This is a genomic window from Sphaerisporangium rubeum, assembly GCF_014207705.1.
GTDB classification, from domain to species: domain Bacteria; phylum Actinomycetota; class Actinomycetes; order Streptosporangiales; family Streptosporangiaceae; genus Sphaerisporangium; species Sphaerisporangium rubeum.
Genome location: NZ_JACHIU010000001.1, coordinates 1,037,185 through 1,062,208, shown reverse-complemented (window position 1 = coordinate 1,062,208; position 25,024 = coordinate 1,037,185). Strand labels below are relative to the sequence as shown.

At 66.5% G+C, this 25,024-nt stretch carries 23 protein-coding genes and 2 pseudogenes; 15 read left to right on the top strand and 10 right to left on the bottom strand.

Annotated features, from left to right (window positions below):
- Positions 1-52 precede the first annotated feature (52 nt).
- A complete protein-coding gene (locus tag BJ992_RS04345) occupies positions 53-1,054 on the bottom strand; it encodes an SDR family NAD(P)-dependent oxidoreductase (RefSeq protein WP_184978648.1) in 1,002 nt (333 codons plus the stop codon).
- An 81-nt stretch (positions 1,055-1,135) separates the two neighbouring features.
- On the opposite strand from BJ992_RS04345, the gene BJ992_RS04340 reads away from it, so the two are divergent.
- From BJ992_RS04340 to BJ992_RS04330, 3 genes are read left to right on the top strand one after another with little or no spacing between them, the layout of a single operon-like run.
- Positions 1,136-2,035 (top strand): phosphotransferase family protein, encoded by a 900-nt coding sequence (locus BJ992_RS04340; protein ID WP_184978647.1) that lies wholly within the window; start codon positions 1,136-1,138, stop codon positions 2,033-2,035.
- Between the two features lie 12 nt (positions 2,036-2,047).
- Positions 2,048-2,203 carry a hypothetical protein gene (locus tag BJ992_RS32510; protein WP_184987573.1) on the top strand — a complete coding sequence of 52 codons (156 nt, stop codon included), beginning with the start codon at positions 2,048-2,050 and terminating at the stop codon, positions 2,201-2,203.
- Positions 2,203-2,634 carry a GNAT family N-acetyltransferase gene (locus BJ992_RS04330; protein WP_184978646.1) on the top strand — a complete coding sequence of 144 codons (432 nt, stop codon included), beginning with the start codon at positions 2,203-2,205 and terminating at the stop codon, positions 2,632-2,634. The genes BJ992_RS32510 and BJ992_RS04330 overlap by 1 nt, the downstream gene beginning before the upstream one ends.
- An 82-nt stretch (positions 2,635-2,716) precedes the next feature.
- Here the strand turns inward: BJ992_RS04330 and BJ992_RS04325 are convergent, their stop codons facing one another.
- On the bottom strand, positions 2,717-3,715 hold the full coding sequence (locus BJ992_RS04325) for an RNA polymerase subunit sigma-70 (RefSeq protein ID WP_221474684.1): 999 nt from the start codon (positions 3,713-3,715) through the stop codon (positions 2,717-2,719).
- Between the two features lie 136 nt (positions 3,716-3,851).
- Here BJ992_RS04325 and BJ992_RS04320 point away from each other — a divergent pair, with 136 nt between their 5' ends.
- Both BJ992_RS04320 and BJ992_RS04315 read left to right on the top strand, forming a co-directional pair.
- Complete coding sequence (locus BJ992_RS04320) at positions 3,852-4,559, top strand: DUF899 family protein (protein WP_184978645.1); 708 nt, start codon at positions 3,852-3,854, stop codon at positions 4,557-4,559.
- A 22-nt stretch (positions 4,560-4,581) separates the two neighbouring features.
- The gene (locus tag BJ992_RS04315) at positions 4,582-4,731 is read left to right on the top strand and encodes a hypothetical protein (RefSeq protein ID WP_184978644.1); all 150 of its coding nucleotides are present in this window, start codon (positions 4,582-4,584) and stop codon (positions 4,729-4,731) included.
- A 128-nt stretch (positions 4,732-4,859) separates the two neighbouring features.
- Here BJ992_RS04315 and BJ992_RS04310 read toward each other — a convergent pair.
- The 3 genes from BJ992_RS04310 to BJ992_RS04300 all read right to left on the bottom strand — a co-directional run bounded on the left by BJ992_RS04310 (position 4,860) and on the right by BJ992_RS04300 (position 7,824).
- A protein-coding gene (locus tag BJ992_RS04310) for an IS5 family transposase (protein WP_425503720.1) occupies positions 4,860-5,665 on the bottom strand; the annotation gives its coding sequence in 2 pieces (ribosomal slippage) (positions 4,860-5,317 and positions 5,317-5,665; 807 coding nt in all).
- 76 nt (positions 5,666-5,741) lie between these two features.
- Complete coding sequence (locus tag BJ992_RS04305) at positions 5,742-6,695, bottom strand: hypothetical protein (RefSeq protein WP_184978643.1); 954 nt, start codon at positions 6,693-6,695, stop codon at positions 5,742-5,744.
- Between the two features lie 295 nt (positions 6,696-6,990).
- Positions 6,991-7,824: a helix-turn-helix domain-containing protein gene (locus tag BJ992_RS04300; protein ID WP_184978642.1), complete on the bottom strand. Its 834-nt coding sequence runs from the start codon at positions 7,822-7,824 to the stop codon at positions 6,991-6,993.
- A gap of 165 nt (positions 7,825-7,989) precedes the next feature.
- On the opposite strand from BJ992_RS04300, the gene BJ992_RS04295 reads away from it, so the two are divergent.
- Positions 7,990-9,009 carry an aldo/keto reductase gene (locus tag BJ992_RS04295; RefSeq protein WP_184978641.1) on the top strand — a complete coding sequence of 340 codons (1,020 nt, stop codon included), beginning with the start codon at positions 7,990-7,992 and terminating at the stop codon, positions 9,007-9,009.
- Between the two features lie 225 nt (positions 9,010-9,234).
- Here BJ992_RS04295 and BJ992_RS32080 read toward each other — a convergent pair whose 3' ends face one another.
- On the bottom strand, positions 9,235-9,489 hold the full coding sequence (locus BJ992_RS32080) for a hypothetical protein (RefSeq protein ID WP_221474683.1): 255 nt from the start codon (positions 9,487-9,489) through the stop codon (positions 9,235-9,237).
- 108 nt (positions 9,490-9,597) lie between these two features.
- On the bottom strand, positions 9,598-10,272 hold the full coding sequence (locus tag BJ992_RS04285) for a TetR/AcrR family transcriptional regulator (protein ID WP_184978640.1): 675 nt from the start codon (positions 10,270-10,272) through the stop codon (positions 9,598-9,600).
- Between the two features lie 379 nt (positions 10,273-10,651).
- Between BJ992_RS04285 and BJ992_RS04280 the strand changes: the two genes are divergently transcribed.
- From BJ992_RS04280 to BJ992_RS04265, 4 genes and pseudogenes are all read left to right on the top strand, one after another.
- On the top strand, positions 10,652-11,140 hold the full coding sequence (locus BJ992_RS04280; protein ID WP_184978639.1) for a DUF6326 family protein: 489 nt from the start codon (positions 10,652-10,654) through the stop codon (positions 11,138-11,140).
- Positions 11,141-13,079: 1,939 nt separating this feature from the next.
- Complete coding sequence (locus BJ992_RS04275) at positions 13,080-15,161, top strand: PQQ-dependent sugar dehydrogenase (RefSeq protein ID WP_184978638.1); 2,082 nt, start codon at positions 13,080-13,082, stop codon at positions 15,159-15,161.
- 136 nt (positions 15,162-15,297) lie between these two features.
- The gene (locus tag BJ992_RS04270; protein WP_343072964.1) at positions 15,298-16,002 is read left to right on the top strand and encodes a replication initiator; all 705 of its coding nucleotides are present in this window, start codon (positions 15,298-15,300) and stop codon (positions 16,000-16,002) included.
- A 621-nt stretch (positions 16,003-16,623) separates the two neighbouring features.
- Positions 16,624-17,288: pseudogene (locus BJ992_RS04265) on the top strand (response regulator).
- A gap of 137 nt (positions 17,289-17,425) precedes the next feature.
- On the opposite strand, the gene BJ992_RS04260 reads toward BJ992_RS04265, so the two are convergent.
- Together BJ992_RS04260 and BJ992_RS04255 are read right to left on the bottom strand one after the other, a co-directional pair.
- The gene (locus BJ992_RS04260; RefSeq protein ID WP_184978636.1) at positions 17,426-17,725 is read right to left on the bottom strand and encodes a helix-turn-helix domain-containing protein; all 300 of its coding nucleotides are present in this window, start codon (positions 17,723-17,725) and stop codon (positions 17,426-17,428) included.
- Complete coding sequence (locus tag BJ992_RS04255; protein ID WP_184978635.1) at positions 17,722-18,078, bottom strand: type II toxin-antitoxin system RelE/ParE family toxin; 357 nt, start codon at positions 18,076-18,078, stop codon at positions 17,722-17,724. Before BJ992_RS04255 ends, BJ992_RS04260 begins: the two co-directional genes overlap by 4 nt.
- Positions 18,079-18,532: 454 nt before the next feature.
- Here BJ992_RS04255 and BJ992_RS04250 point away from each other — a divergent pair, with 454 nt between their 5' ends.
- From BJ992_RS04250 to BJ992_RS04240, 3 genes are all read left to right on the top strand, one after another.
- The gene (locus BJ992_RS04250) at positions 18,533-20,038 is read left to right on the top strand and encodes a serine hydrolase (RefSeq protein ID WP_184978634.1); all 1,506 of its coding nucleotides are present in this window, start codon (positions 18,533-18,535) and stop codon (positions 20,036-20,038) included.
- Positions 20,039-20,108: 70 nt separating this feature from the next.
- A complete protein-coding gene (locus tag BJ992_RS34120) occupies positions 20,109-21,149 on the top strand; it encodes a histidine kinase (RefSeq protein ID WP_184978633.1) in 1,041 nt (346 codons plus the stop codon).
- A complete protein-coding gene (locus BJ992_RS04240) occupies positions 21,146-21,799 on the top strand; it encodes a response regulator (RefSeq protein ID WP_184978632.1) in 654 nt (217 codons plus the stop codon). The genes BJ992_RS34120 and BJ992_RS04240 overlap by 4 nt, the downstream gene beginning before the upstream one ends.
- A 287-nt stretch (positions 21,800-22,086) precedes the next feature.
- On the opposite strand, the pseudogene BJ992_RS32500 reads toward BJ992_RS04240, so the two are convergent.
- Positions 22,087-22,185: pseudogene (locus BJ992_RS32500) on the bottom strand (peptide-methionine (S)-S-oxide reductase MsrA); the annotation flags it as partial.
- Between the two features lie 38 nt (positions 22,186-22,223).
- Between BJ992_RS32500 and BJ992_RS04235 the strand changes: the two are divergent.
- Together BJ992_RS04235 and BJ992_RS04230 are read left to right on the top strand one after the other, a co-directional pair.
- Entirely contained in the window at positions 22,224-22,646 is a 423-nt protein-coding gene (locus BJ992_RS04235; RefSeq protein ID WP_184978631.1) for a recombinase family protein, read from the top strand.
- A gap of 480 nt (positions 22,647-23,126) precedes the next feature.
- On the top strand, positions 23,127-24,485 hold the full coding sequence (locus tag BJ992_RS04230; RefSeq protein ID WP_184978630.1) for a P-loop NTPase family protein: 1,359 nt from the start codon (positions 23,127-23,129) through the stop codon (positions 24,483-24,485).
- The last annotated feature ends 539 nt before the right edge of the window (positions 24,486-25,024 follow it).

Sequence of the window (25,024 nt, the reverse complement as noted above, 5' to 3'; positions counted from 1 at the left end):
AGCACGACCGCCTGATGGACGCGCACCGGGACGCTCACGCACCGCCAGGCCCTCACGGTGGCGGCGATCGCGGCTCGTTTCCCGCTGATCGGCGGAACGGTGCGCGGCGGCCCCGACGATGCGGGGAAGCGGCGACATCCAGCCCGGTGAGGCGCGCCGAGAGTGTCCACAGACGGGCCGCCTCATCGCTGTGTCCGGGGCCGTCCCGCGAGACGCGGCAGTCGGCGCAGTAGTCACCGCCATGGTCGTCGAGCACAGGTGAGGTCGCGGCCCAGACCAGGGACGCCGCCCCCTGCTCAGGTGTTCGGAACAGACCCGGCGCCGGGTTTCCGTCGGCGTCGATCCAGCCGGCACCGACCATTTCGCCGGCCGTGAGGTGCCGCTGCAGAGAAGTGAGAACCCAGCCGGGGTTGACCGAGAAGGCGTGTACGCCACGCTCTCGTCCGACCCTGTCGAGGTGGCGGGCGAACAGGATGTTCGCGAGCTTGGACTGGCCGTAAGCAGCCCATTTGTCATAGTCACCAGCGAACCGCACGTCATCCCAGCGGATGCTCCACCCAGGGTCGTACCCGGAGGCGACCGCGACGACCCGGGCCCTGCCGACGGCCGTGAGAGCGGGCCACAACAGGTTCGTCAGCGCGTAATGACCCAGGTGGTTGGTCGCGAACTGCAGTTCCCAGCCCGGCCCCACCCGTGTCTCCGGACAGGCCATGACCCCCGCGTTGGCGATCAGTATGTCGAGACCGCCGTGACCGCGGCGGAACCCCTCGGCGAACGTCCGGACAGAGTCGAGATCAGCGAGGTCGAGCCTGTCGATCTCGACCCCTTCCACTCCGTCGAGTGCACGCCGTGCCACATCGGGCCGCCGGGCCGGCACGACCACCGAAGCCCCGGCTCCGGCGAGCGCACGGGTCGCCGCCAGCCCCAGCCCGGAGTACCCACCCGTGACCACCACGGTCCTGCCACTGAGATCGATACCGGCCAGAACCTCGTCGGCGGTGCTCGCAGCACCGGATCCGTCATCGTTCGCGCCGGTGATCGTGTGATCCGCCATGCCGCGAAGGCTAGGACGTGGACCGAACTCCAGGTCAACCACCGAGGCAACGAGGTTCGCCGGGACATTTAGAGTGCGGGGATGACCGACCACATCCTCGGAGCGCTGGCCCGGCACATGCCTGGGTACGAGATCAGGACCATCACGAGCCTCGGCGGCGGGTTGGACAACATCGCGTACGAGGTCAACAGTGAGATCGTCGTACGGCAGAGCAGAGACGAAGACCCGGCCTCACGGCAGGAGACGACCCGGCGTGAGGCGGCCCTGCTGACCGTCGTCAGTGAACTGTCCCCGCTGCCTGTACCGCGGCCGATCTTCGTGGACGACGGTGCGGGCATCCTCGCGTACGCCAAGCTGCCGGGTCTTCCGCTGAACCAGCGTCCGGTACCGGAACCCGTACGACTGGCCCCACCTCTGGGGCTCTTTCTCAGCCGGCTTCACGCGGCTCCGGCAGAACGGATGGCAGCGCTGGTGCCCCGCGACTCCTACCCGCTGGACGAACTGCTGGACGACGCCGAACGGGACTATCGCGACATCGCCCCGCACATCCCAGTACCCGCTCGCCGCCTCGTCGAGGACTTCCTCACCCGCACGGCTCCCCAAGGCCCTCAGTCGCTTGTCTTCTGCCACAACGACCTCGGCAGCGAGCACATCCTCGTCAACGTCGAGACCAGCACCGTCACCGGCGTCATCGACTGGACCGACGCGGCCATAGCCGATCCCGCCTATGAACTCGCCCTGATCTACCGCGACCTCGGCCCCGAGATCTTCGACCTGACACTGACCCACTACGACGGCCCTGTGGACGCGGCCGTCCATGAACGCGTCGTCTTCTACGCTCGATGCGCACTGCTGGAGGACATCGCACACGGCGTACGCACCGGCGCACAGCAGTACGCGGACGCCGGTCTGGCCCACCTCGACCGGACCTTCTCCTGGCCTCGAGGCGATGGCTTCCTCAGCAGATCGCGACGACCGTGAGCGAAGAACGCCATCGACTTCCTCTACCAGGAGTGGACGAACAAGGCGGCCGGTTTCGTCGGCCACGGCGCCGTCGGCGGCGCGTGTGCCATCGAGCACCTGCGCGGGGTGCTGAGCGAACCCCAGGTGGCGCACGTGCAGCAGCAACTCAGCCCGATAATGATCTGATGAACATCCGGATTCGACGATCCCAGCCAGGTACCGAGGCGGAGTTCGTAACGGGGCTGGAGTGGCTCTTCGACCCGCCCGGTAGCCGTCCTCCGGATTGGGACCGCGGCCGCGCCGTCAAGCGCACCGTCCAGGTCCTCGCGAGCGAGAACGCCGCACTGTTCGAAGCCCGCTCGCCTCAGGACCAGTTGGTCGGCGTTGCCAGCGTCTACCTGGACATCCTCTCGGTGCGCTTCGGTCGCCGGGCTTCGATCGAGGATCTCGCCGTGCACCCCGAATGGCGCCGCCAGGACGTGGGCGCAGAGCATGGCGCCGACTACGTCTTCCTGGAGTCCGGCATATCACGAACCGAGGCGCATCACTTCTACCTCCGCCAAGGTGCGAACCACGCGGCCGCAGCGTTCAGATGGACGGTCGGACACAATCGCTGACGGCCTTCGGTCATGAATCGCCCTATCCGCTGCTGCAGCGAATCGCATCCCCGGCACGACTCCGGATCGATCATGTCAACCATCACCCGAGGCCGCAGTGTCCAGCATCAACCGAGGTAGGACAGCGCAGACTCGGCCACTCAGCTTGAGACTTGCTCGTCCAGGGCTCGAGCGTGGCGGGCATGCTGAAGGCGGCGACGTGACGGGCACCGATGAAGGCGTTGCTCTCTACGATCTTCCCGTTCTCGATCCGGAGTACGTCGACGACCAACGCCTCGTAGTGCGGGCTGCCAGGCCGGCGGAGATAGTTGATCAGTGCCGGGCGTCCGTTGGCCGAGGTGGGGAACGTACGCCAGTCGAGCGGTCGGCCGAGGAACTCCGCGGCCGCGTCGATCCCGACGACCGGCGGCTCGGGCGGCATCGTGATCCGTACGTCCTCGGCGAGCAGTGCCCGGATCGTCTCCGGGTCCTTCGCGTTGGCGTAGCGGCGCAGGATCTCTTCGTCCTTACCGGTGAGCTGCGGGCGGCGCCAGTCCTTCGGGTCCGACGGAGCGCGCCGCCGGAGGGTGTGGCGGGCCCGCTGGAGGAGGCTGTTGACGGCCGCTACGGCGGTGTCGAGCGCGGCGGCGATCTCCTGCGGCGTCCAGCCGTAGACGTCGCGCAGCACGAAGGCCGCCCGCTGCCGCGGCGGCAGGTACATGAGCGCTGCGATCACGGCCAGCTCGACGGTCTCCCGGGCGGCGAGACCGGTCTGCGGATCGTCGGCCAGCAGTGCGTCGGGATAGGGACCGAGCTCGGTGGACCACTCCAGCGGATCACCGTACGGCACCGTCCGGTGACCGGCCGCCTTGCGGCTGTCGAGGAAGACGTTCGTGGCGATCCGGTAGAACCAGGTGCGCGCCGACGCCCGGCCCTCGAAGCGGTCGCGAGCCCGCCAGGCACGCAGGAAGGTCTCCTGCACCAGGTCGTCCGCGTCGGTGACGTTCCCGGCGAGGCGGTAGCAGTGGACGTGTAGCTCACGCCGGTGCTCGTCGAAGGCGCGCTGCAGCCAGACCGCCTGCTTGTCAGGCGAGTCGGACATGGGATTCCCCCGGGGCTGAGTGATCCTCACAACCGTACTGACGACCGCGGACCCATCCGTCATCGGTCACCGATGACGATCGCCGACTCGGTCGTCTGTACCTGTGACCGATCCCCACTCCACGAAGGAGACAGCCATGACGGCAACCCCCGCGTCCAGCGCCGCCGCACCCCCGGTCGTCGACCGGGAGACCTGGCTGCGCGAGCGTGACGAACTGCTGGTCCAGGAGAAGGCCCACACCCGCGAAGGAGACGCGATCGCAGCCGCTCGTCGTCGGCTGCCGATGACCTTGATGCCGACGGTGACGGTGCGGGGCCCTGGCGGGGACACCCCGCTGGTGGAGGTGTTCGAGGGCCGCCGGATGCTCATCGCCTACTTCCACATGTGGCACGACGGCAAACCGTACGAGCATCAGTGTGAGGGGTGCACCTTCTCGACCTGTCACATGCAGATGCTGGACTACCTGCACGCTCGGGACGTCACCTACACCGTGTTCTGCCAGGGTCCCTACGACGAAAGTGCCCCGTTCGCGGAGTTCATGGGCTACAGGTTCCCCTGGTACTCGGCGAAAGACTCCGACCCGGCTCTGGCCGACGGTCGTGACTTCGGGTTCATCGCGTGCTACCTGCGCGACGGCGAGAAGGTCTACGAGACCTACTGGACCACCGGGCGGGGCGTGGAGGCGTTGATGACCACCTACCACGCCCTGGACCTCACGGTGTACGGCCGACAGGAGAACTGGGAAAACTCGCCTGAAGGCCGGCCGCGGGTCACCGGGCACCCGTGGCGTCTCAACGGCCGCCCCACCGCGCAATGGTCACGCCCCGGCGTCGCACCGCGATGACGTCCTGACGATCGAGGTGACCATGCTCGGTCAGCCGATCAGGGCCAAGCACCAGTACGGCTCACGCTCAGGCATCGAGCGCGAGCCGTACAGCGAGATCCGCGGAAGCTACTCCTCGGTCGGAATCAAGCCCGTCGGACACGCGGCCGACTCGGACGGGTACTTAGCTTGACGTTGGTACCGCCTATGCCGCAGTAGCCGTTGGCGACCTTGTGGAGGTACTGGTGGTGGCAGGGATGCGCTTCGGGCAATAACTTGAGAGATGCCGCGTTCCTCCCGTCCCGGCCGGTCTTAGAGCACCTAACGCAATGAGGCGAGGCGTCGCCAGCAGATGAGTGCGCAGGCGAGCTTGAGGAAGGCTTCGTGGATGTCGGCGCGGATCTCCCAGCGGATGCGCAAGCGCCGGAAGGCGTGCAGCAGGGCGAAGGTCTGCTCGACGACCCACCGTTGTTTGCCCAGGCCGGAGCCATGCTCGGTGCCGCGTCGGGCGATCAGCGGGCGGATCTGCAGCTCGCGGACCAGGCGGCGGTACTTGTCGTGGTCGTAGCCGCGGTCGGCGAGTACCGCATCGGGGCGTTGCCGGGGGCGCCCGCGCTTGCCACGGACTTTGGGGATGGCGTCCAGCAGCGGGCGAAGCTGGGTGACATCATTGCGGTTGGCGCCGGTCAAGATGACGGCCAGCGGGACGCCGCCTGCATCGGTGATCAGATGGTGCTTGCTGCCGGCTCGCCCTCGGTCGACCGGGGACGGGCCGGTCTGCGGCCCCCTTTTAACGCCCTGATCTGCGAGGAATCCACCGCGGCGCGGGAGAGGTCGAGCGCGTCAGCGGCGCGCAGCCGATCGAGCAGCACTTCGTGCAGCCGCTGCCAGACGCCGGAGGCGTTCCACTCGGCCAGGCGCCGCCAGCAGGTCATGCCCGAGCCGAAGCCCAGTTCCTGAGGCAGGTGTTCCCAGGCGATCCCGGTGTGCAGCACGAACAAGATGCCCTGCAACGCCAGCCGATCATCCAGCCGCTTACGCCCCGGATGCCGGAACCGGCGCTGACGCTGAGGCAACAGCGGCTCGATCACCGCCCACAACTCGTCGCTGACCTCCCACGGCTTCAGCTTGGCCACCCGTGGTCCTCTCACTCGGCTACAGCGAGAGATCAAAGCACAACAAAGATCATTCTGTTAGGAGCTCTTAGCGCCTCGTCCAGATCCAGCCCCGGCTGTCCTCGTCGTAGGAGGGGTTGCCGCCGACCGCGAACACCTGATCGTCTCCAGGGACCCGGGCCAGGTCGAACACCGCCGGAGCTCTGTTGTCCCCGGGAGCCTCCTCATAGGTCCAGGACCGGCCGTCGAAGCGGAGCAGGATGCGATGGTCGTCGTAGTGGTAGTTGGACGCGCCGATCAACACCCCGCCGTGGCCGTCCGACGCCACGCTTCCGAACGAGTTCGCGCCTGCCGGGACGTCCACCAGGTTCCACCGGCCGCCGTCCCAGCGCATCAGTAGCGCGGCCTGACGACGCCCGGGCCGAAGGACCGAGCCGACCACCCAGATCTCCTGCGCCGACACCGCCACGATGTCGCGGAAATCAATCTTCGCGCCGTTCAGCGACAGTGGCAGGGGGATCGTCCTCCAGCGCCGTCCGTCCCAATGCTCGACCGCGGACCCGTCTTCGAAGCTGCCGGCCACTGCCCACAGGTCATCGGGGGCGACCGCGCCGAACCGGTTGATGCCGGCCTCCGAGGACCGGGGAGAGCGTACCTCGGACCAGCCTGCGGGAGACCAGCGCGCCAGGACGGGGCGGTAGGACGGGCTGTTCGATGTGCCGATGTTCTGGCTGCCGGCTACCCACACCGCCTCCGGCCCCGCGACCACGGCGTCCCTCAGGACGGTCGAGCGCGGCCAGCGCGGTCGTCCCCCGGCCGACCACCGGCGACCGTCCCAGCGCCACGCATCCCCGTCGTCGTCGAAGACCCAGACGTTGTCAGCGGACGTCCCGGACACCACTCTGGGACTGCGCAGGCCCTCCGGCGGACGTACGGGCTTCCAGGCGCGGCCGTCCCAGCGCATGAACGGGTCGTCCCCCATCTCACCCTTGTAGCCCACCGCCCAGGCCTGGCCGGGTGCGAGCGCGACGACACTCGTCATCGCCGCACCCCCTCCGGATGTTTCCGTCCAGACCTCCTCGGACGGAGACGGATCCACCGCCCCACCCGAAGCGCTGTGACTTGCCGTTCTCTCGCGGGCCGGAGAGGGCCGCAGGTCCCCGCCTCCGTCGCCCGAGCACGCCGCCGCCGCGCAGATGCTCAGCACCGCGATCACAGCCAGTCTCATAGTCACGATCGTCTCAGTCAGCTCGCCTGCTGACGGCCGTGTAGAGGCTCGGTCCCGATGACCCTGCCGGTGGCGACGCTCTCCGAGCATGTGTCCGTTCCGGTGCCCGTCAAGCCTGGACGCCGACGACCTCCAGCAGCCGCAGCCGCTCGGCGGTCTCGCTGCCCTCCGCCACGGTGAAGGCCATGATCCGCAGGTCGGTGCCGAGCGTCGCGAGGACGTCGCAGTCGAGGGTGAGTTCGCCGACGCTCGCGTGCCGGACCGTCTTGGTCAGGGGCTTGTGCACACCTACCACGCCGGAGCCCCACAGCGCCGCGAAGTCACCGCTGCGGGCACGGAGCTCATCGATCAGCGCGGCCAGTCCGGCGTCCTTCGGATAGCGAGCCGACGCCGCTCTCAGGTCGGACATGAAGGCGGCGCGGTGACCCGTCTCCCTGCTCACGGGCTCGGGGTATCCGGCGGGCGGCTCCACGAAGGACCACCACACCGCATTCCTCCCGAAGCCGCGTGACGCGGGCGGGTTGCCGAACACCGCGGCCCACAACCGGTTCCACGTGATGAGATTCCATGCGGCGTCGTACACGCTCAGCGGTGTGCCGGTCAGCCGATCCAGCAGGCGCTGGACGCCTGCCGGCACATGGTCGGAAATCTGCCCCGGACCCGGCACCGCCTGACCGGCGAGTACGAAAAGGTGCTCACGCTCCGCCGTCGTCAGCCGCAACGCACGAGCCAGCGCGGACAGTACCTGCGGGGACGGATTCGTCGACCTGCTCTGCTCGAGCCGCACGATGTAGTCGACGGACAAGCCGGCGAGCAGGGCGAGCTCCTCACGCCGTAGGCCTGGCGCGCGCCGGCGTCCGTCGTCCGGCAGGCCGGCCTCGGCCGGTTTCGTGCGATCCCGCCAGGCGTGCAGGGCCCTGCCGAGATCGGTGGATCCGGTCATCTCCCCAGTATGGGCAATCGGCCGCGTCCGGTCGTGGTACTCCGGGTCCACCGGCTGCGGCGGGTACTGGTCGATGCCCGCGGGTCCGCGGAAGGTGGACGTACCGGCCGACGGGCGGTGGCCGGCGGAGACCCCTCGCCGGCCGGGACCGAAAGAGGCACGTACATGAAGTATCGCAACCTAGGACGGACCGGGATCAAGGTCAGCCCCTACGCACTCGGCACGTTGATGTTCGCCAGCCAGATGGGCAACGACCCGGACGAGTCGGTCCGGATCATCCACAAGGCGGTGGACGCCGGGATCAACCTCATCGATACCGCCGACCGTTACGCCGACTCCGAGGACATCGTCGGGAAGGCCCTCAAGGGCCGCCGCGACGAGGTGGTCCTGGCCACCAAGGTCGGCATGCCCATGGGCGAGGACGTCAACCAGCGGGGTGCCTCCCGCCGCTGGATCACCACCGCCGTCGAGAACTCCCTGCGCCGGCTCGGCACCGACCACATCGACATTTATCAGCTCCAGCGGCCTGACCCGGACACCGACCTGGAGGAGACCCTTTCCGTTCTGACCGACCTCGTCCGGGCCGGCAAGGTGCGCGTGATCGGTTCCTCGACGGCCCCCGCCTCGTTGATCGTCCAGGCGCAGTGGGCCGCCGAACGCGCCGGCCTGCAGCGGTTCCGCACCGAGCAGCCGCCGTACTCGATCCTGAACCGCGGCATCGAACGGGAGGTCCTGCCGCTGGCACAGGAGTACGGCATGGGCGTCATGGTGTGGGGTCCATTCGGCCAGGGCCTGCTGACCGGCCGGGTGCGCAAGGGCGGTGAGAACGACCTCAAACGCGTCCAGTTCTCCCGCCACCTCACCGACGAGCGCCGCATCGACGTCGTCGAACAGCTCATCCCGCTCGCCGAGGAGGCCGGCCTGCCCATGACCCATCTGGCCATGGCGTTCGCCATCGCCCACCCAGGCGTCACCGCCGCGCTCCTCGGCCCGCGCACCATGGAACACCTCGACGACCTTCTGGCCGCGGCCGACGTCGAGCTGTCCGACGACATCCTCGACCGGATCGACAAGATCGTCCCGCCGGGCACCGAGGTCAGCGCGCTCGACCAGGAGTACAAGCCCCCGGCATTGCTCGACCCCGCTCTCCGACGTCGTCCCACCGGGCTCCGGTCGGCGGCCTGAGCCGCGCGGTCAAAAGTCGATGCCGGTCTGGGTCTGCTCGATCTGGCGGATCAGGGCCTGTTCGCGGGTATCGAGGCGGTTCAGAAGCCAGGTTCCGAGCTCGGGCGGGCGGGTGTCGGACCTGGTCATGTCCACCGCCAGGACGGCGTCGAAGAAGTAAGACGCCGGGACATCACGTCCGTCATCGCCAAGTACATCCGTGATTCGGAACTCGATGGGAGATGTTCATAGCCGCGGACCAGGCGCCGAGGGCGACCCGGCGGCGTTCTCGTGAGCTGAGGCCGCGAGCACGACGATCGCGATGACCAGCCCCAGCACGTCTACGGCCAGGCCTCGTTTGCGGCCCAGCACCTCCTTGGCGACATCCCGGCCGGTCGTTTCGGCGGGAGCCCCGGCCGCGACGTGGACGCTTTGGGTGTCCAGCACGACCAGGCTCGGGTCGGCTGATCGCTTCTTCTGCTCGCGCAGACGCCGGCGCAACAGGTCGTGGATCGTCTCGGCGGTGCCGTCGTCGCGCCATTTGGCGAATTAGTAGTACGTCGCGCCCTTGAGCGGCAGGTCATGGGGAAGATAGTCATGGATGGAGGCTCACGTAGGCACTCTCAGGGACTCGAGGGCGGCCAGGACGAGGTTGAGGCCGAAAATGAACTCCTCCGCCGGGTCGAAGCCGGCAGCGACGAGCGCCGCGGCGGACTCGTTGAGGTAGGGGAACTCGTCAGGAGAAAGCTGGGGCAGGAAGACGTCCTCGGCCATGTCCGCGAACTCATCGGCGGTGTCGAACGGCAGGCTGGCTTCCTGCAGTGCGAAACCGTAGACGTAGCTGTCGAGCAACCAGTGGGCGTGCGTCGCCATCAAGACCGGGAAGCCAGCCCTCCGCAGGCAGGCGGTGACCGCTTCGCGGTGGCGAAGGTTCGCGGGCCCCGGCGATGTCCGCGACTCCATCAGACCGATCGCCCACGGGTGGCGTGCGAGAACCTGTCGGGTGGATACCGCCCGCCGTCGCATCGCTGACTGCCAGTCGGACTCTTCAGGCGGGAGCTCGATCTCCTCGAACACTACGTCGATCATGGCGTCCAGCAACTCTTCCTTGCTCGCCACGTAGTAGTAGAGCGACATCGCGCCCGCGCCGAGCGCGCGAGCCAGCTGGCGCATGCTCAGCCCATCGACCCCATCGCGGTCGGCGAGCCGGACCGCCTCGACCACCACCCGCTTCTTGCTCAGCCCCGCGTCTGACGCGACCTGGCGTCGTTCCCTTGCAGACAACGGGTCTCCTCGCTCCCTCGAACGGCTTGACAATCGTTCAGCGTCCGGTCATGGTACAGCGTACTAATCGTAGTACAGCGTACGACGTACGATGTACGAACCAGCGAGAGTCGTAGCTCGGACGTGAGGAGGCTTCTGTGGGAATCGAACAGCGATCAAATGCCGGAGAACGCCTGGTGCCGGGGGCGAGTCCGGCCGCGGCGACGACGAAGCGGGCCGCCGACCAGCACCGCTACGGCCTGCCGTCAACGCTCGAGTCGTCCGAGGTCCGGGCTACCGCTGCCCGATCGAGGCGATGTGCTCGTCCAGGTGGGCGCGGCCTCGGTACATCCCTGCCGCTACTCCGGCGGAGGGACCGCTCCTCTCGAAAGAAGAACCGATGACCATCCGAACAAGAACCCCGAACCGGCTCGACAGCCCGCCGATCCCCGTGCAGGCCAAGCTCGCCGCCGCGTGGACCAGCTTCATGTTCCTCTACATCTACGTCGACTACTTCCACCTCCACAAACCCGGCGTCATCGACGACCTCCGCGCCGGCGTCGTCTTTGAGTTCGACATCAGCCCGACGTTGTTGACCATGATGCTCGCGTCCGTGGCGATCCCGGCCCTGATGGTGATGCTCTCCGTGACGCTGCCCGCCCAGGTGAACCGCGCCACGAACCTCGTCGTCGCATTGCTCTACATCCCCTACTCGGGGTTCAACGCGGCAGGGGAGTCCTGGGACTGGGCCCCCTTCTACGGCCTCTCCATCGGAATCGAGGTGCTGCTCCTGGCCTTCATCCTGCGCTCCGCCTGGACCTGGCCTCGAACCCCCGCCGTCCCAGCCGGTCCCGCGACGACCGCCCTTCGACAGGACCTCCGACAGTAGGTATCCGTGTGAAGGCCGTCGCCGCGGACAAGGGGCGACCGTGACCAGTTCAGTCGCGATATACGCAGAGAACCTGCTCACGAGCGGCCCGGTGTCCGCGCCAGCCGCGCCGGTAGGCCGAACGGCGGCTGACCGACCAGCAGACCTCATCCAACCAACCGCAACGACGAAAGGAGATTAGCTCGCTTAACGCACTCTTAGGGCTCTTGGGCCTCACAAACGCTTGTCGCGCGCAGGCGGCGTGGACCGGGACCGGCCGAAGGCCGCAGCCCGGCCCACCAGGCGCCCGGCGCGCGGCAGGTCACGAAGCGAGCTGCCCTTGACCATTAAGAGAAGCTCCTCGCTGAACATGGAGCCGGCCCAAGATCGAGTCCGGGCCCCTGCGGGATGACCTTGGGCCAGGGCGATAGAGAAGCTGCTGGTCTACGCCTCGTCGGGTCGTCAAGCCAATGGGACAGGAGACGCCGTTGCTCACGAACGTGTATCTATGTGACCCATGCGCAGAGCTGCGATCTACTGCCGGATCAGCCAGGACCGCAGTCCTCATCAGCCGCGAGCGCATTGCTGTATCCCGATAACGCTCGGGTTGCCACATACAAAGCGCTGCGCTCAATTGACGGACACCACATGGTTATGTGCAGCAAGGAGGTTGACGTCTAGCTCGCTGGTAACTTCCCTAGGCAGACGGCTGAGCGTCATCGCTGCGGCTTGAACATCAACGGGATCATCACTGCTCAGCAAACCGACTGCTTGATTTCGGACCCACTCTTGATCGACAAGTGTGGTGCCGCTTCCTTGGCCAGGTACAGTCCCTGGCCGCGCAGTGACGCAGATCCCATATTAGCCTCGAACCAGCTGAGAGGGTGGGCTAAGCCCGTCAAATCGTCGAGGTGGCTGCCGTTTTGATCCCCAATCCCTTGCATGCCAAAAATACCTCACGCTTGACCTCTGAGCGCTGACCGATGACCAGGTTGCGCGCGGTCGTGAGCGCATCTTGCCTGTTTGAAGCCACCTCACGCGGATCTTGGGCCACACCCACCAGTTTCTCAAGGCATGCCTCCTTCTCATCGCCAGGCAGTCAGACGCTGACCAAGTAGGGAGTCGGGAACCATACTGGTCCCCCTCAACGTATCCGGGAACGGGATCTGGCCGCGCCAGGATGCGGTCCCGTGCATGTTCCGCCCGTTCGCGTACGGATGGATGACCTGGTTCGAATTCAGAGCGAACAATGCCCGTCAGGTGGTATCCGTTCACGTCCAGTCGGATAGCTCGAGCGCGGAGTATCCTACGGTTCTCTTCCGTCAGCCATTCGTAGTCGTTGAATTCGTCCCGGTTAGAGGCTGCGCTCAGTAGCCGGTCCGGTGTGACTGCGTGTTCCCGCCCTCGTGCACCCGCTCCCTTCGCCGACCGCAGCGCGTGGATCATATCCGTCGCAATCTCGCGGTCCGGTCTGGTCCGGGCAGAGGGGTCCGGGGAGCGGGCGGGCGGTGAATGTTTCATCTCGGGAACGATGATCTTCAGGCGGCGCCGCATGTGACGTAGAGGCACCACCCGCGGCCGAGCCCCACGTCAAGGCGCGGTCACCCGCGTGAGGCGCCCCCATCGCCAAACCTGGCGTGCCGGCCGCCATCGGACGGCTTCGGTGAGCGGGCAATCCGATATGCCACATTCATCGGGAGTCGTGACAATATTTCTGACAGCATGTCAGAGAGGTGCTGTTCATTCTTGATGGGCTCTGTCGCACTTTGCTGGATCTGGTAGCGAATGGACCTCACGGGTGCGGTCGGCGGCGCCGTCCCCCCCGAGCCAGGGCCGCGCCGTCGCCGCAATGCGCCGACCGGCTTCTCAGTGGTGACCGCGCACCGCGGTCCCGCCGGCGCCGCGCGAGAGCCCTCCCCTGGCAACCCCCCTCGAACGACCCCGGTAAGGACTGATACGAATGTTCGCCTTAACCACCCGCGGACGGCCGTGGCCGCGCGCTCTGGCCGCCTTCGTGGCCGCGCTCGCCTCGGTGGCCGCCACGATCGTGGTGAGCTCGACGCCCGCGTCGGCGGCCACCTCGCCCGTGGTCGGCGTGGCGTCCGGCCGCTGCCTGACCGTGGCCGGCAACTCCACGACGCCAGGCGCCCGCGTCACCATCTACGACTGCAACGGGCAGGCGAGCCAGACGTGGACCTCCACCACGGCGGGAGAGCTCCGGGTGTACAGCTCCCCGAGGTGCCTGGACGTGGTCGGCCAGGACACCACGCCGCCGGCCACGCTGCAGATCTCCACCTGCACCGGGGCGGCCAGCCAGAAGTGGCGGATCAACTCCGACGGCAGCATCGTCGGCGTGCAGTCCGGCATGTGCCTGGACGTGAGCGGAGGCCGGACCACCAACAACACCCCGGTGCAGTTGTGGACGTGTAACGGGCAGAGCAACCAGAAGTGGACGACGTCCACCGGAAGCGCCGACACCCAGCCTCCGACGGTGCCGGGCAACCCGCGGGTGAGCGGCCTGGTATGCGACTCGGTCACGTTCGCGTGGAGCGCCTCCACCGACAACGTCGGAGTGGCGTTCTACGACGTCTACCACGACGGCCAGCTGATGAAGTCGGTGAGCGGGACCACCCTGTCCACCACCCTCACCGTGGTCCCCGGTTCGACGTGGGGTCTGTACGTCAACGCGCGCGACGCGGCGGGCAACGTCTCCCAGGCGAGCGCGACGGTCACGATCACGCCACCGCAGTGCCAGTCCGACACCCAGGCGCCCACCGCCCCGAGCCAGCTCACCGGCTCCGCGTCCGGCACCACGGTGACGTTGCGGTGGACCGCGGCCACCGACAACGTCGGGGTCCGCGCCTACCTCGTCTACCGCGGCGGTACGTTGGTGGGCACGGTCACCGGCAACCCGCCGGCCACCACCTTCATCGACAGCGGGCTGTCGGCGAACACGAGCTACCAGTACTACGTGGTGGCCCGCGACGCGCAGTCCAACGTCTCGTCGCGCAGCAACACCGCGACCGTGACCACCGGCGGGGGGTGCGCCGGCTCGGTGTGCGGGGTGACGCAGATCGCGACCGAGACCGACCTCCCGTGGGGTCTGCTCACGCTGCCCGACGGCACGATCCTCTACAGCCGCAGGGACGTCCACGACATCATCCACCTCGACCCGGCCACCGGGGCGAAGACCAACATCGGCACGGTGCCGAACGTCGACGACACCGACGGCGAGGGCGGCCTCATGGGGCTGGCCATCGCCCCCACCTTCGCCAGCGACCACTGGCTGTACATGATGCACACGACGTCGACCGACAACCGGATCGTCCGCATCAAGCTGGAGAACGACCGGCTCACCCTCAGTTCTGAGCAGATCCTGCTCACCGGGATCCTGCGCAACAAGTACCACAACGGCGGCCGCCTACGGTTCGGCCCGGACGGCAAGCTGTACGCCAGCACCGGCGACGCCCAGAACGGCGACAACGCGCAGAACCTGAACGGCCTCAACGGCAAGGTCCTGCGGCTCAACCCGGACGGCACCGTGCCGTCGGACAACCCGTTCGGCACCTATGTGTGGAGCTACGGGCACCGCAACCCGCAGGGGCTGGCGTTCGACTCGCAGGGCCGGCTGTGGGAGCAGGAGTTCGGCAACTCCATCATGGACGAGACCAACCTGATCACCAAGGGCGGCAACTACGGCTGGCCGGCGTGTGAGGGGACGACGGGCACCTGCGGCACCGCCGGGTACATCGCGCCCAAGCGCACCTACCCCGTGGCGGAGGGCTCCTGCTCCGGCATCGCCATCGTGAGCGACGTGATCTACATCGCCTGCGAGCGCGCCACCCGGCTGTACCGCGTGCCGATCAGCGGGAGCAGCCTGCCCAGCGCGCAGGTGTTCTTCAACGGCACCTACGGCCGGCTGCGCACTGTGGAGCCCGCTCCCGACGGCGGCCTGTGGCTGACCACCAGCACCCAGGGCGACAAGGACGGCATCCCGAACAACGGAAACGAGAAGATCTTCCACGTCACGCTCGGCTCCTAGCCGGCACGACGGCGCGGCCGGTGGTCTTCGCGGACACGCGGACCACCGGCCGTCCGGCCGTCCGGGCGCGGCCCGGTCCGCCGCGGCCGGTGCCGGGCCACAAGGGGCGCCGCCACGAGCTCAGGAGCCGCCGGGCCTGGTCCAGTTCCACGCCGTGATCCGCCTCGACGGACCGGACGGCCCCACCGACCGGCCCTCCGACTGGGCGGCCGTCCCCGTCCTCCAGGACGCCATCCGCGAGACGGCGGCATCCGTCTCGGTCCCGATCCCTGACGACGGCTCCTCTTTCGTCGGCCGGTGGGGAAGTCAGCTCGATGTGGACCCCATCTACGTGTCCACCACGCTGGAAAGCGTCGCAGACCAGCGGGTCGCGTCCTACATCGCCAAATACGCCACCAAAGGCGCCGAGTCTGCCGGGACGGTGGACCGCCGGATCCGTGACATCAGGTATGTGTCACGGCTGGAGGTCACCGAGCACGCGCGGCGCATGATCTACACGTGCTTCATCCTGGACCGCAAGCCGGAGTTCCGGCTGCTGCCCCTGCGACAGTGGGCTCACATCCTCGGCTACCGGGGCCACTTCTCCACCAAGAGCCGCTACTACTCCACCGCCCTGGGCGCCGTGCGACAGGCACGGGCCGACCACCAGGCCGAAGCCTCTCGGCAACGGCGCGGCCTCCCCGACCTCGACACCCGTCAGACGGTCACAGCCGGAGAGTGGCGGTACGTCGGCAGCGGGCACCGCGACGGAGAGCACTTCTGGGCCGAACTCGCGCGACAACAAATCTCAACCGCTCGCCGGATCGCACGCGAGCAAAAGCACTCGGAATCCGCGGGATAGGGTCGGCTGCCTCTGTGTGTAGTGGAGTGGCCGGCGCCAATGCAAAGCACCCCGCAGGGGCCGCGAAGCGGCCAGGGCCGGCGACGCCACCCCTTGTAGCGGTTCTCTTCCGGCGAAAATTCGCGGCTAGTGGTCAGGTGGTGATGGAGAGAAGGTCGTGGTCGCGGAAGAAATTCCTGTACCAGTTGCGAGACCCGCTGGAAGCATGTGACGGCCTTTGTCGATCGCACCGAGCGCGCGTCGGGGTGTTTTCAAGCAAGCGTCGCGGGTCCGCTTCTTCGGCTCCATCGTCACGACCAGCACCGTCCCGGCCACCCCCTGACACCGCCTCGGACATCACCCAACAAGCCCGGCCTCAGTCTCCCGTTGGTAAGCGGGGTTCAGGTCAGGTCCGAAGTGTGACGAGCCCGGGTCCGGAGGAGGAACGCCAGCCGGCAGACTATGACCGCGATACCGGCTCCGGACGTCACTGTCAGCAGCAGCGTGGGTGTCGGATAGAGATAGGCCGCCTGCAGCCAGGAGATGTCCCGACCCCGGTAGAGCAGGCTCACCAGTTGGTGGAGTTCGACAAGCAGAACCGACCGGCGGATTCGCCGTGCGCGTCACCCTCCCCTTCCCGACATGACCGGCGATGCACTCCGCGTCCTGCTCACAGACGACGAACCCCTCTACCGAGCCACCGTGCGCCGCCTGCTCGACGCCAGCCCTTGCGTCACCGTCGTCGCCGAAGCCGGCACCGGACGCGAGGCCGTGGCTCTCGCCGCCGACTTTTGTCCCGATCTCGTCCTTATGGACGTCCGCATGCCCGACATCGACGGCATTATGGCGACCGCACAGCTCACCGCCAGCCCGCACCCGCCCGGGTGCTCATCCTGACCACCTTCGACCTGGACGACCATGTCTACCGGGCGCTGCACGCCGGCGCCAGCGGCTTCCTCCTCAAGGACATAACACCTCCGCGGCTGCTCGACGCGATCCGTACGGTCGCCGCCGGCGAGGCGCTGCTCGCCCCCACCGTCACCCGCCGCCTCATCGCCGCCTTCACCAACCGACCGACTGCCACCCGGTCTCTCGACGGTGTGACACCCCGCGAACGCGAAGTCCTGACGCTGATCACCCACGGCCTGTCCAACAGCGAGATCCAGGCCACCCTGCACATCAGCCGGGCAACCCTCAAGACCCACGTCAGCCGACTGCTGACCAAACTCGACGCCCGTGACCGCGCCCACCTCGTTATCGCGGGTTATCAGGCAGGACTCGCCGAAGAATCACCGCTGAGCAGGTAACCAGCGGGCTCATCGATCAAGCCTCATCGACGGTCAGACCGATTGGACAGACCACGCCGGTGCCGCCGAGGCCCGCAGTAGCTTCCAAGGCTCTCGGCACGTGATAGCGGGCTTCCGGGCTTCGCTGGGACCCCAGTTCAGGCAGCGGGAGCCCGGGGCGTCAGCCGGACCTCGACATCCGCGTCCAAGGCACGCGCCAGGCGCTCCAGAACCGGCAACGTGGGGACGGTTCCGCCCGCTTCGAACCGAGCCACCGCTGACTGGGTCATGCCGGCCTTACGAGCCAAGTCGTTTTGGCTCCAGCCACGCTCCTCACGCATCGCACGCACCGTCTTGCCCAGTTCGTAGGCGAGACGTGTGGCTTCATAGGCCTCAGCCGCACCAGGCTCAGCCATCCGGCGATCCCTGAGCTCTCGCCAGCTTCCCTGCTCGCTCATACCGCTTCTTCTTCCTCGTCGACGGTGTGCGCCAGTTCGACACAGCGACGCATTGCTCGCCGAGTCCGCTCAACCTCACGGTGATCGCGTGATCGTGTCTTGTGGAACACGGTCAAGAGCACGATCCGGCGACGAGGTGCGATCCAGTAGGTGATGCGCACCGCGAACTCATCGAGATGAAACCGGAGCGCACGCAGCTTGCCGTCAAGCTGCTTCGTGTAGGGCTCCCCCAGCAGAGGGCCTTCCGCCGCCAGCAGATCGACATAGAACGCCACCCTGGCGAACGACGCCGAAGGCAGATCTTCAAGCCACTTCCGAACCTCTGGTTCCAGCTCTACGGTACCCCAGCTCATAGCGTTGATGCTATGAGCCCTGAGTCTGTCACGCCTTGCTTTCGCCTGAACACGATGAGCTTTCCGACGATGCGTGCGGCGGCCAAGCCAAACGACCGAATGCGGCTCAAGCCACAGAGGTCAGCCATGCCATACAACCAGGACTTGCAGGGTCATTGCTCACCGGGCGCCAAGCTCGACCGTCAGGAACACAGATGGGTCACCTAGCTGACGTTGGTTCCGCCTATGCCGCAGTAGCCGTTGGGGACCTTGTGGAGGTACTGCTGGTGGTAGCGGTTCGCCACAGGCAATAGATCTGCCGACGCGATGATCTCAACCCGAAAGCCTTCGGAGATCAGGAGCACAAAACGATGGCCTGACGAAAGTCAGGGGTGGGCCGTGTCCTTCGGGTCCTGTGACAGGAGAACGCGGTGCCTAGCGTGGCCGTCGTCAACGAGACGACGGGAGCGGCGTTGTGTGGAAGAGCAGAAGACGGTGGCTGGGCCTTGCGGCGGCCGCCGGGCTTGTGGTGCTGTCAGCGGACCCGGGGTTCGCGGCCACGGCGCCGGACGAGGCGTCCGTACGACGGGTAGTGTCCGGCTTCGCCGACAAGGCGGGCTATCCAGGCATCGCCGTCGCGATCACCAAGGGCGACCAGGTGCTGTACACGGGCGGGTACGGCCATGACTCGAGCGGCGCCTCGGTGACCGCGAAAACACCGATGCCCGGCGCGTCGGTCAGCAAATCGTTCACGGCGCTCGCAGTCATGCAGTTGGCCGAGGCGGGGAAGGTGACGCTGGACGCACCGGTACGCGACTACCTGCCGGATTTCCGGATCGCCGACCCGCGCGGGACGCGAATCACGGTACGCGAGTTGCTGAACCAGACCTCCGGAATCACCGACGGCACTTTTCGGGAGAAGAGCCTGCCGCAGCCGGTCTCGCCAGCTGCGGCCGTGGCGCGTGCGCGCGATGCGACGCTGGCCGCCGAACCCGGCACGAGGCATCACTACACGAACACTAACTACCACCTCGCGGCCCGCCTGGTGGAAGTCGTCACCGGCGAGCCGTTCGCGGACTATATGCGGCGTCACGTGTTCGAGCCGATCGGTATGCGCGCGACAACCACGATCAACCAGACTCCACGTGATCTCCCCAATACCATGCGCAAGGGATATGTCTATGCGTACGGCATGTCGATTCCCGCCGAAGAGCCGGCCCGGTTCGTCAACGGCTCCGACGGGGTGATCACCACGGCCGAGGACATGGCGCAATGGCTGATCACGCAGAACAACGGGGGCAAGGCCGCGAACGGGACCCGCTTGGTCTCGGCCACAAGCGTCACGGCCATGCACACGTCTTCCGACCGGCGGTGGACGTACGGCATGGGCTGGGACAACGACCAGAAAGGCCGAATCCATCACAGCGGCATCTGGTTCACCTACACCGCCGACCAGCTACTGCTCCCCGGCGGCTACGGCATCGCGGTCATGGGGAACAGCGGCATCGGCCTCGCCAACGAGGGGATCTACGCGCTGACGGACGAACTGGCCACCCTCGTGACCGGTGGCGAGCCACAAACAGGCGCCCCAGTGCGGCTCATCGTCGACCTGTCACTGGCCGGCCTCACCCTGGTGAGCGTGCTCCTCGGCGTTCGCAACCTGCGGCGTACGCGGCATTGGGCGAGCCGGCTCGCCAACCGGCCATCGTGGCGCCTCGCCCTACGGCTGGCGCCTCGGCTCGTCCCCCTCGCCCTGCTGATCAACCTTCCCGACCTGCTCGGTGGGCTCGTCGGAGGCGGACGGGACATCACCTTCCTCCAACTGTGCTATTACTCAGCGGCGCTGGTCGCCTGGTCCGCTGTCGCGACCGTGATGAACATCAGCGTGTTGGTCGCCCGCGTCGTCGCGCTGGTCCGTGCACGCCGCTCGCCCGAAGCTCCACCCGTACCGGAGGAATCCGCCCAACTTGCCACGAGATAGCGTCGGCGGCGTGATGAACCACAACCGTGGGTGGCCGACCAGATGGCCCGTACCACCGTGGGCGCTGGGCGTGATCGCGGCACTGCTGATCGTCATTGTTCTGTCCTCTGCCGAGCTGCCCGTGTGGGCATGGGCGGGTGCCCTACCGGCTCTCATCGCGGCCATGGCGCTCGCCGCCTCGTACCCGGTCATCTCCTTGGGGCTGTGCGCCGTGACGAGCGCTGGGACGGCGCTGGGTATGGCCGACGCCGTCCCGGTGTGGAGTACCGCTTTCGCCGGGGCGGTCTTCGTGCTCAGCCTGCTGGCCGGTCGGCGGACGCCCCAGCCGGCCCCCGTGCTGGGTGTGTTCGCCGCGGGGGCCGCGCTGAACCTTCTGCTTTCCCTGGCGGTGGGTGACACGTGGGGCACGGGCTTTCTGCTGCTGGGCCTGACCGTGATACTGCCGTGGACACTGGGCCGTTCCATACATCAGCAGGCCGAACTGATCGCGTTCACCGCCGAACGCGCCCGGATGCAGGAGCGCCACCGCATCGCCCGCGACATGCACGACACGCTCGGACACGAGCTGAGCCTGCTGGCGCTGCGCACCGGAGCACTGGAGGTGGCGCCCGAGCTCGACGAGCGGCACCGGACGACGGTGGCGGAGCTACGCGCCGGAGCCGGGCGGGCGACCGAACGACTGGCCGAGATCCTCACCCTGTTGCGCGACGACGAGCCCGCGCCCCTGCGACCAGTCAGGGAACGCGTCGAGGACATCGTCGAACGCTCAGTCCAGGCCGGCCTGCCCGTGACGCTGGAGTGGCGAGGCGAACGGCATCTGCCGCCGACAGTGGAGGTCGCCGTACGCCGCGTCGTCCAGGAGGCGCTGACCAACGCCGCGAAGCACGCGGCCGGAGCGGCCGTACAGGTGCGGCTGGCGACCTCGGACGGCACCACCGCGGTCACCGTCACCAATGCCCTGTCGGGGAACGCGCGGCGGGGCCGCGGCACGCGTACCGGCCTGTCAGGACTGCGGGAGCACGTCCGACTCGTGGGCGGAACCTTCCACGCTGGACCGAGTGAGCACGAGTTCGAGATCGCGGCCACGCTGCCCCACCGGGAAGAATCATGATCAGGATCCTGCTGGCCGACGACGACGAGCTGATCCGAGCCGGCGTACGCGCCATCCTCACCACCGACCCCGGCATCGACGTGATCGCCGAAGCCGGCGACGGTCGGGAGGCGATCGAGCTCACCCTGGCACACCGCCCGGACGTCGCCCTGCTCGACATCCGAATGCCCCGGTTGGACGGTCTGGCCGCCGGCGCCGAGATCTCCCGTGCGGCTCCGTCGGTCGCCGTCGCCATCCTCACCACCTTCGGCGAGGACGCCTACGTGGCCCGGGCACTCGACGAAGGTGCCCGCGGTTTCCTGCTCAAGTCAGGCAACCCCCGAGAGCTGATCGCCGGCGTCCATGCGGTCGCCGGGGGCGGCGCGTACTTGTCACCGAGGGTGGCCGCACGGGTCATCGGCGAACTACGTTCCTCGGGACTCAGCCGTGCGACGACCGCCCGCACCAGGACGGCGGCACTCACCGAACGGGAACGCGACGTGCTGGCCCTGCTGGGCGCCGGGTTGTCCAACGCCCAGATCGCCCGCCGACTGGGGCTCGTCGAGGGAACCGTAAAGGGTCACGTCAGCGCCATCCTCACCCGGCTCGACCTGCGAAACCGGGTCCAAGCGGCCGTCCTCGCCCACGAAGCAGGCCTCATCCCGGAGTGACCGACGTACCCGACCTGGCTCGTGCCGACCTCGGTCAGGAACGGTGGCTCCGCACCGTCTGCCGTACGGACGTCGTCGTCCAGCGATCATCTCAGCTTCAGGCGACCATGTCGTGAGCAGGTTTCCTGGCGCGAAACCAGACGCGGCTTGTCGTTGCTCCTCGCCCCCTGCCTAAGGGGCAGCGACTCACGATCTTGCCCAACGACTGATGTGCCGCCGGAAACGGCTCTGGCCCTCGATCGGGGACCGGCAAGCCGGGCGATCAAGGGCCGGTGGTGTTCGGAAGATCAGGCTTCACCAGCGGTCAGGCCGACCGGACAGGACACGCCTGTCCCGCCTATGCCGCAGTAGCCGTTGGGGACCTTGTGGAGGTACTGCTGGTGGTAGTAGTACTCCCAGGGCTGTAAATCTTGTGGAGGTGCTCATGGACCAGATTCCCCCGGCCGTTCCCGTCGTCTCCTACGCTCGCATCTCGGCGGATACACGGCGTGATGAACACGGTGTTCAGGACCAGCACGCGATCAACCGGCGGACAGCGGGGCGGCATGGCTGGGCCGTCGTGCATGAGTTCACGGACAACGACAAGTCAGCGGCAAAGGCTGACGTCGTGCGGGATGACTTCGAAACCATGCTGAGGGCGCTTCGCGTGGGGAAGCTGGTCGACGGCACGCCGGTTCGGGGTGTCGTGATCGTCGCCGATGATCGATTAACCCGCCGTCCTGGCGACTATGAGCGCTTCGTGGAAGCGTTCACGTACAACGACGGCTACGTCTTCGCGGACGCGAAGCAGATCAACAAGCCCTTCACTTCAGGCATGAAGAGAACGGCCTACGTTCTGGCCGCCTAGATCATTCCCCGCCCGACCAACGTGCTTGCTGAGCTGCGCATTCGTCCCGACCTCCCAAACTTCCAGCTATGGCCGATCTTGAGCCCGCCCCGATCCGGCGACGACTTTCTCTACAGGGTCAAGGGCGGTCCGCTTCACGGCCCGCCGGGCGCGCCGGCGGTCTGCGTGCCCGGCTGCGGCTCTTCGGCCGGTCCGGGCACGCACCGCCCCGCGCGCCCAGAAGCCGGCAGAGGGTCACTGAACGCCGTGACGATCACCCACTTCGCCTCGCCACAGTTGGCCAGCGATCGGCTGCTGTGAACCGTAGTGTCGAGCCGCCAGGCCGGACGTACGGCGCGGAGCAAGATGCGGCTTAGCATCGCTCGAAACCTGCCATGGCCCGGTCGCTGATGTCGATCAGGAAGAAAAACCACATAAGGTGCAAATCGTGGCGTGTGACGATCTTCCATGGGCGTGCGCATCCTGCCTTAGACTGAAGCCATGGCAGGGTCAGGAAATGTCAAGGTAGGACAAGTCTTCGTGGCAGGGGGTCTTCCCACGCTCACCTACATCAGCCGAGAGGAGTACAGGCTAGAACAGAAGATCCAGGACTACCTTGACGAGCGGCACCGAATTCTTTCGATATCTGGACCTACGAAGACCGGTAAAACGGTTTTGGTTAAGAGTGTTCTTGCGAGAGAGGACGCCATTTGGCTCTCCGGGGGGACGATATCATCCCTTGATGAACTGTGGTCGCTGATCGCGGATTACCTAGGACTCATCACGCAAGTGGAAACAACACAGACCTCCTCCGAGACGGATAGTCGCACAACGAAAGGCGAGTTGGGTGTTGGTGTACTGAAAGGGGCGAAGGAAGGTCAGTCGGCAACCTCCTACACCACGAGTGATCGCACCGCTAGAAGTAGATCCATCTCCTCGGTAGCCCGAGATGCCTTGCGGAGTGGCCTGCACTCTTTGGTGATTGATGACTTTCACTATATTGAGCCTGACGTTCAGCTTCAGATTGTGCGTGGGCTGAAGGACCTCGTCTTCGATGGCTTGCCGGTAATCGTCATAGCTGTTCCTCATCGAGCGTACGATGTTGTACGAGTCGAGAAGGAGATGACTGGCCGTGTCGAGCAGTTGGAGGTAGGTTTCTGGTCTAAAAACGAGCTGCTTGCGATCGCGCATAAGGGATTCGAAGCCCTAAATGTGCAAGATCCGAATGGTGAAGTTGCCGAGAGGTTGGCCGGCGAGAGCTTCTCAAGCCCGCACTTGATGCAGACATTTTGCCTGCACGTTTGCAAAGAGAATGGAGTGCGGGAACGGTCGCAAGAAGGCGCCATTATTACCGCCCCCATATGGGACGACTTCTTCGCGGCACGTGCATCGAATACCTCTCGAACAGCCTTCGATATGCTCGTGCAAGGTCCACGTCAGCGTACGGACCGGAAGGTGCGCACTCTTAAAAGCGGCACTGCAACGGATATCTACGGGGTTGTCCTTGCGGGTATTGCCCACACCGGCCCGCTTACTTCTGTGACATACGAAGCTCTACGCGCATCATTGCGCGAAATCCTGAGCAGTGAAGTGCCCCAACGGCAGGAGATCACTCGCGTCTTGGAAGAGATGTCGAAAATTGCGCGCGTACACATCGAGGGAGAGCCGGTCGTAGATTACGATGAGAGCCTTTCTAGGCTATACATCTCCGATCCCTTCTTTGCCTTCTTCCTCAGGTGGAGAGTGGATGCAGATGTGGACCCTAAGTCAGAGGAAGTTAAGGCTATAATAGCTGGCCAGGCGAACAATTCCGCTGTTGGTCAGCGTGTTCTATATTGGCGTACTCACGGCATGAATTGAGTCTCATGTTCTCAGGGGGATCGGCGATACAACAAATTGGTTCGCCACCACCTGCTCCATGATGAGCAGCGGTGGCTTTCCCCTAGGCCACGGAGCAAGGCTACGCTTAATCAGCCAGCGACCGATGTCTCGGCTCCTGAGTTCGGTGCAACCTCGCCAGAAGGACGGTGCGACCGGGACTATGACAGCTTGGTCATCTTCTAGATTTAAGATCACGATACGCCAGCGTGGGTTGAAGAGCCGATCTCGATCCGCTTTCGAGACTCGTAGTCCGTAGCCCGAGCCGTTGGGATGGTGGCTACCGTTGTTCCATCCAGTGACACGCATGGCGTTCTCCGTCCGCCGCCTGGTCTCAAGGTGCCATGCCAGCGGGAAGACGTACAGCAGGAAAGTACAGCAACAGGGCCGCCCAACACCTCACGCCGACGTCCGCCATCACACGCCGGAGCAGGGCGACTAGCTCTCTACGTCGTGACCAGCTCCCCGCACGCCGGATCACTGCGGCCCGTACACGACAATGCCCCGACCCTCGCAAGGTC

Excerpts from the sequence above, each read along its gene's own strand:
- BJ992_RS04240 (WP_184978632.1), top strand. The coding sequence starts at position 21,146 with ATGATCAGGATCCTGCTGGCCGACGACGACGAGCTGATCCGAGCCGGC.
- BJ992_RS04305 (WP_184978643.1), bottom strand. The coding sequence starts at position 6,695 with ATGACGAGTGTCGTCGCGCTCGCACCCGGCCAGGCCTGGGCGGTGGGC.
- BJ992_RS04325 (WP_221474684.1), bottom strand. The coding sequence starts at position 3,715 with ATGTCCGACTCGCCTGACAAGCAGGCGGTCTGGCTGCAGCGCGCCTTC.
- BJ992_RS04275 (WP_184978638.1), top strand. The coding sequence starts at position 13,080 with ATGTTCGCCTTAACCACCCGCGGACGGCCGTGGCCGCGCGCTCTGGCC.
- BJ992_RS04230 (WP_184978630.1), top strand. The coding sequence starts at position 23,127 with ATGGCAGGGTCAGGAAATGTCAAGGTAGGACAAGTCTTCGTGGCAGGG.
- BJ992_RS04340 (WP_184978647.1), top strand. The coding sequence starts at position 1,136 with ATGACCGACCACATCCTCGGAGCGCTGGCCCGGCACATGCCTGGGTAC.
- BJ992_RS04300 (WP_184978642.1), bottom strand. The coding sequence starts at position 7,824 with ATGACCGGATCCACCGATCTCGGCAGGGCCCTGCACGCCTGGCGGGAT.
- BJ992_RS04295 (WP_184978641.1), top strand. The coding sequence starts at position 7,990 with ATGAAGTATCGCAACCTAGGACGGACCGGGATCAAGGTCAGCCCCTAC.
- BJ992_RS04260 (WP_184978636.1), bottom strand. The coding sequence starts at position 17,725 with ATGAGCGAGCAGGGAAGCTGGCGAGAGCTCAGGGATCGCCGGATGGCT.
- BJ992_RS04255 (WP_184978635.1), bottom strand. The coding sequence starts at position 18,078 with ATGAGCTGGGGTACCGTAGAGCTGGAACCAGAGGTTCGGAAGTGGCTT.
- BJ992_RS04345 (WP_184978648.1), bottom strand. The coding sequence starts at position 1,054 with ATGGCGGATCACACGATCACCGGCGCGAACGATGACGGATCCGGTGCT.
- BJ992_RS04320 (WP_184978645.1), top strand. The coding sequence starts at position 3,852 with ATGACGGCAACCCCCGCGTCCAGCGCCGCCGCACCCCCGGTCGTCGAC.
- BJ992_RS04315 (WP_184978644.1), top strand. The coding sequence starts at position 4,582 with ATGCTCGGTCAGCCGATCAGGGCCAAGCACCAGTACGGCTCACGCTCA.
- BJ992_RS04280 (WP_184978639.1), top strand. The coding sequence starts at position 10,652 with ATGACCATCCGAACAAGAACCCCGAACCGGCTCGACAGCCCGCCGATC.
- BJ992_RS04235 (WP_184978631.1), top strand. The coding sequence starts at position 22,224 with ATGGACCAGATTCCCCCGGCCGTTCCCGTCGTCTCCTACGCTCGCATC.
- BJ992_RS04330 (WP_184978646.1), top strand. The coding sequence starts at position 2,203 with ATGAACATCCGGATTCGACGATCCCAGCCAGGTACCGAGGCGGAGTTC.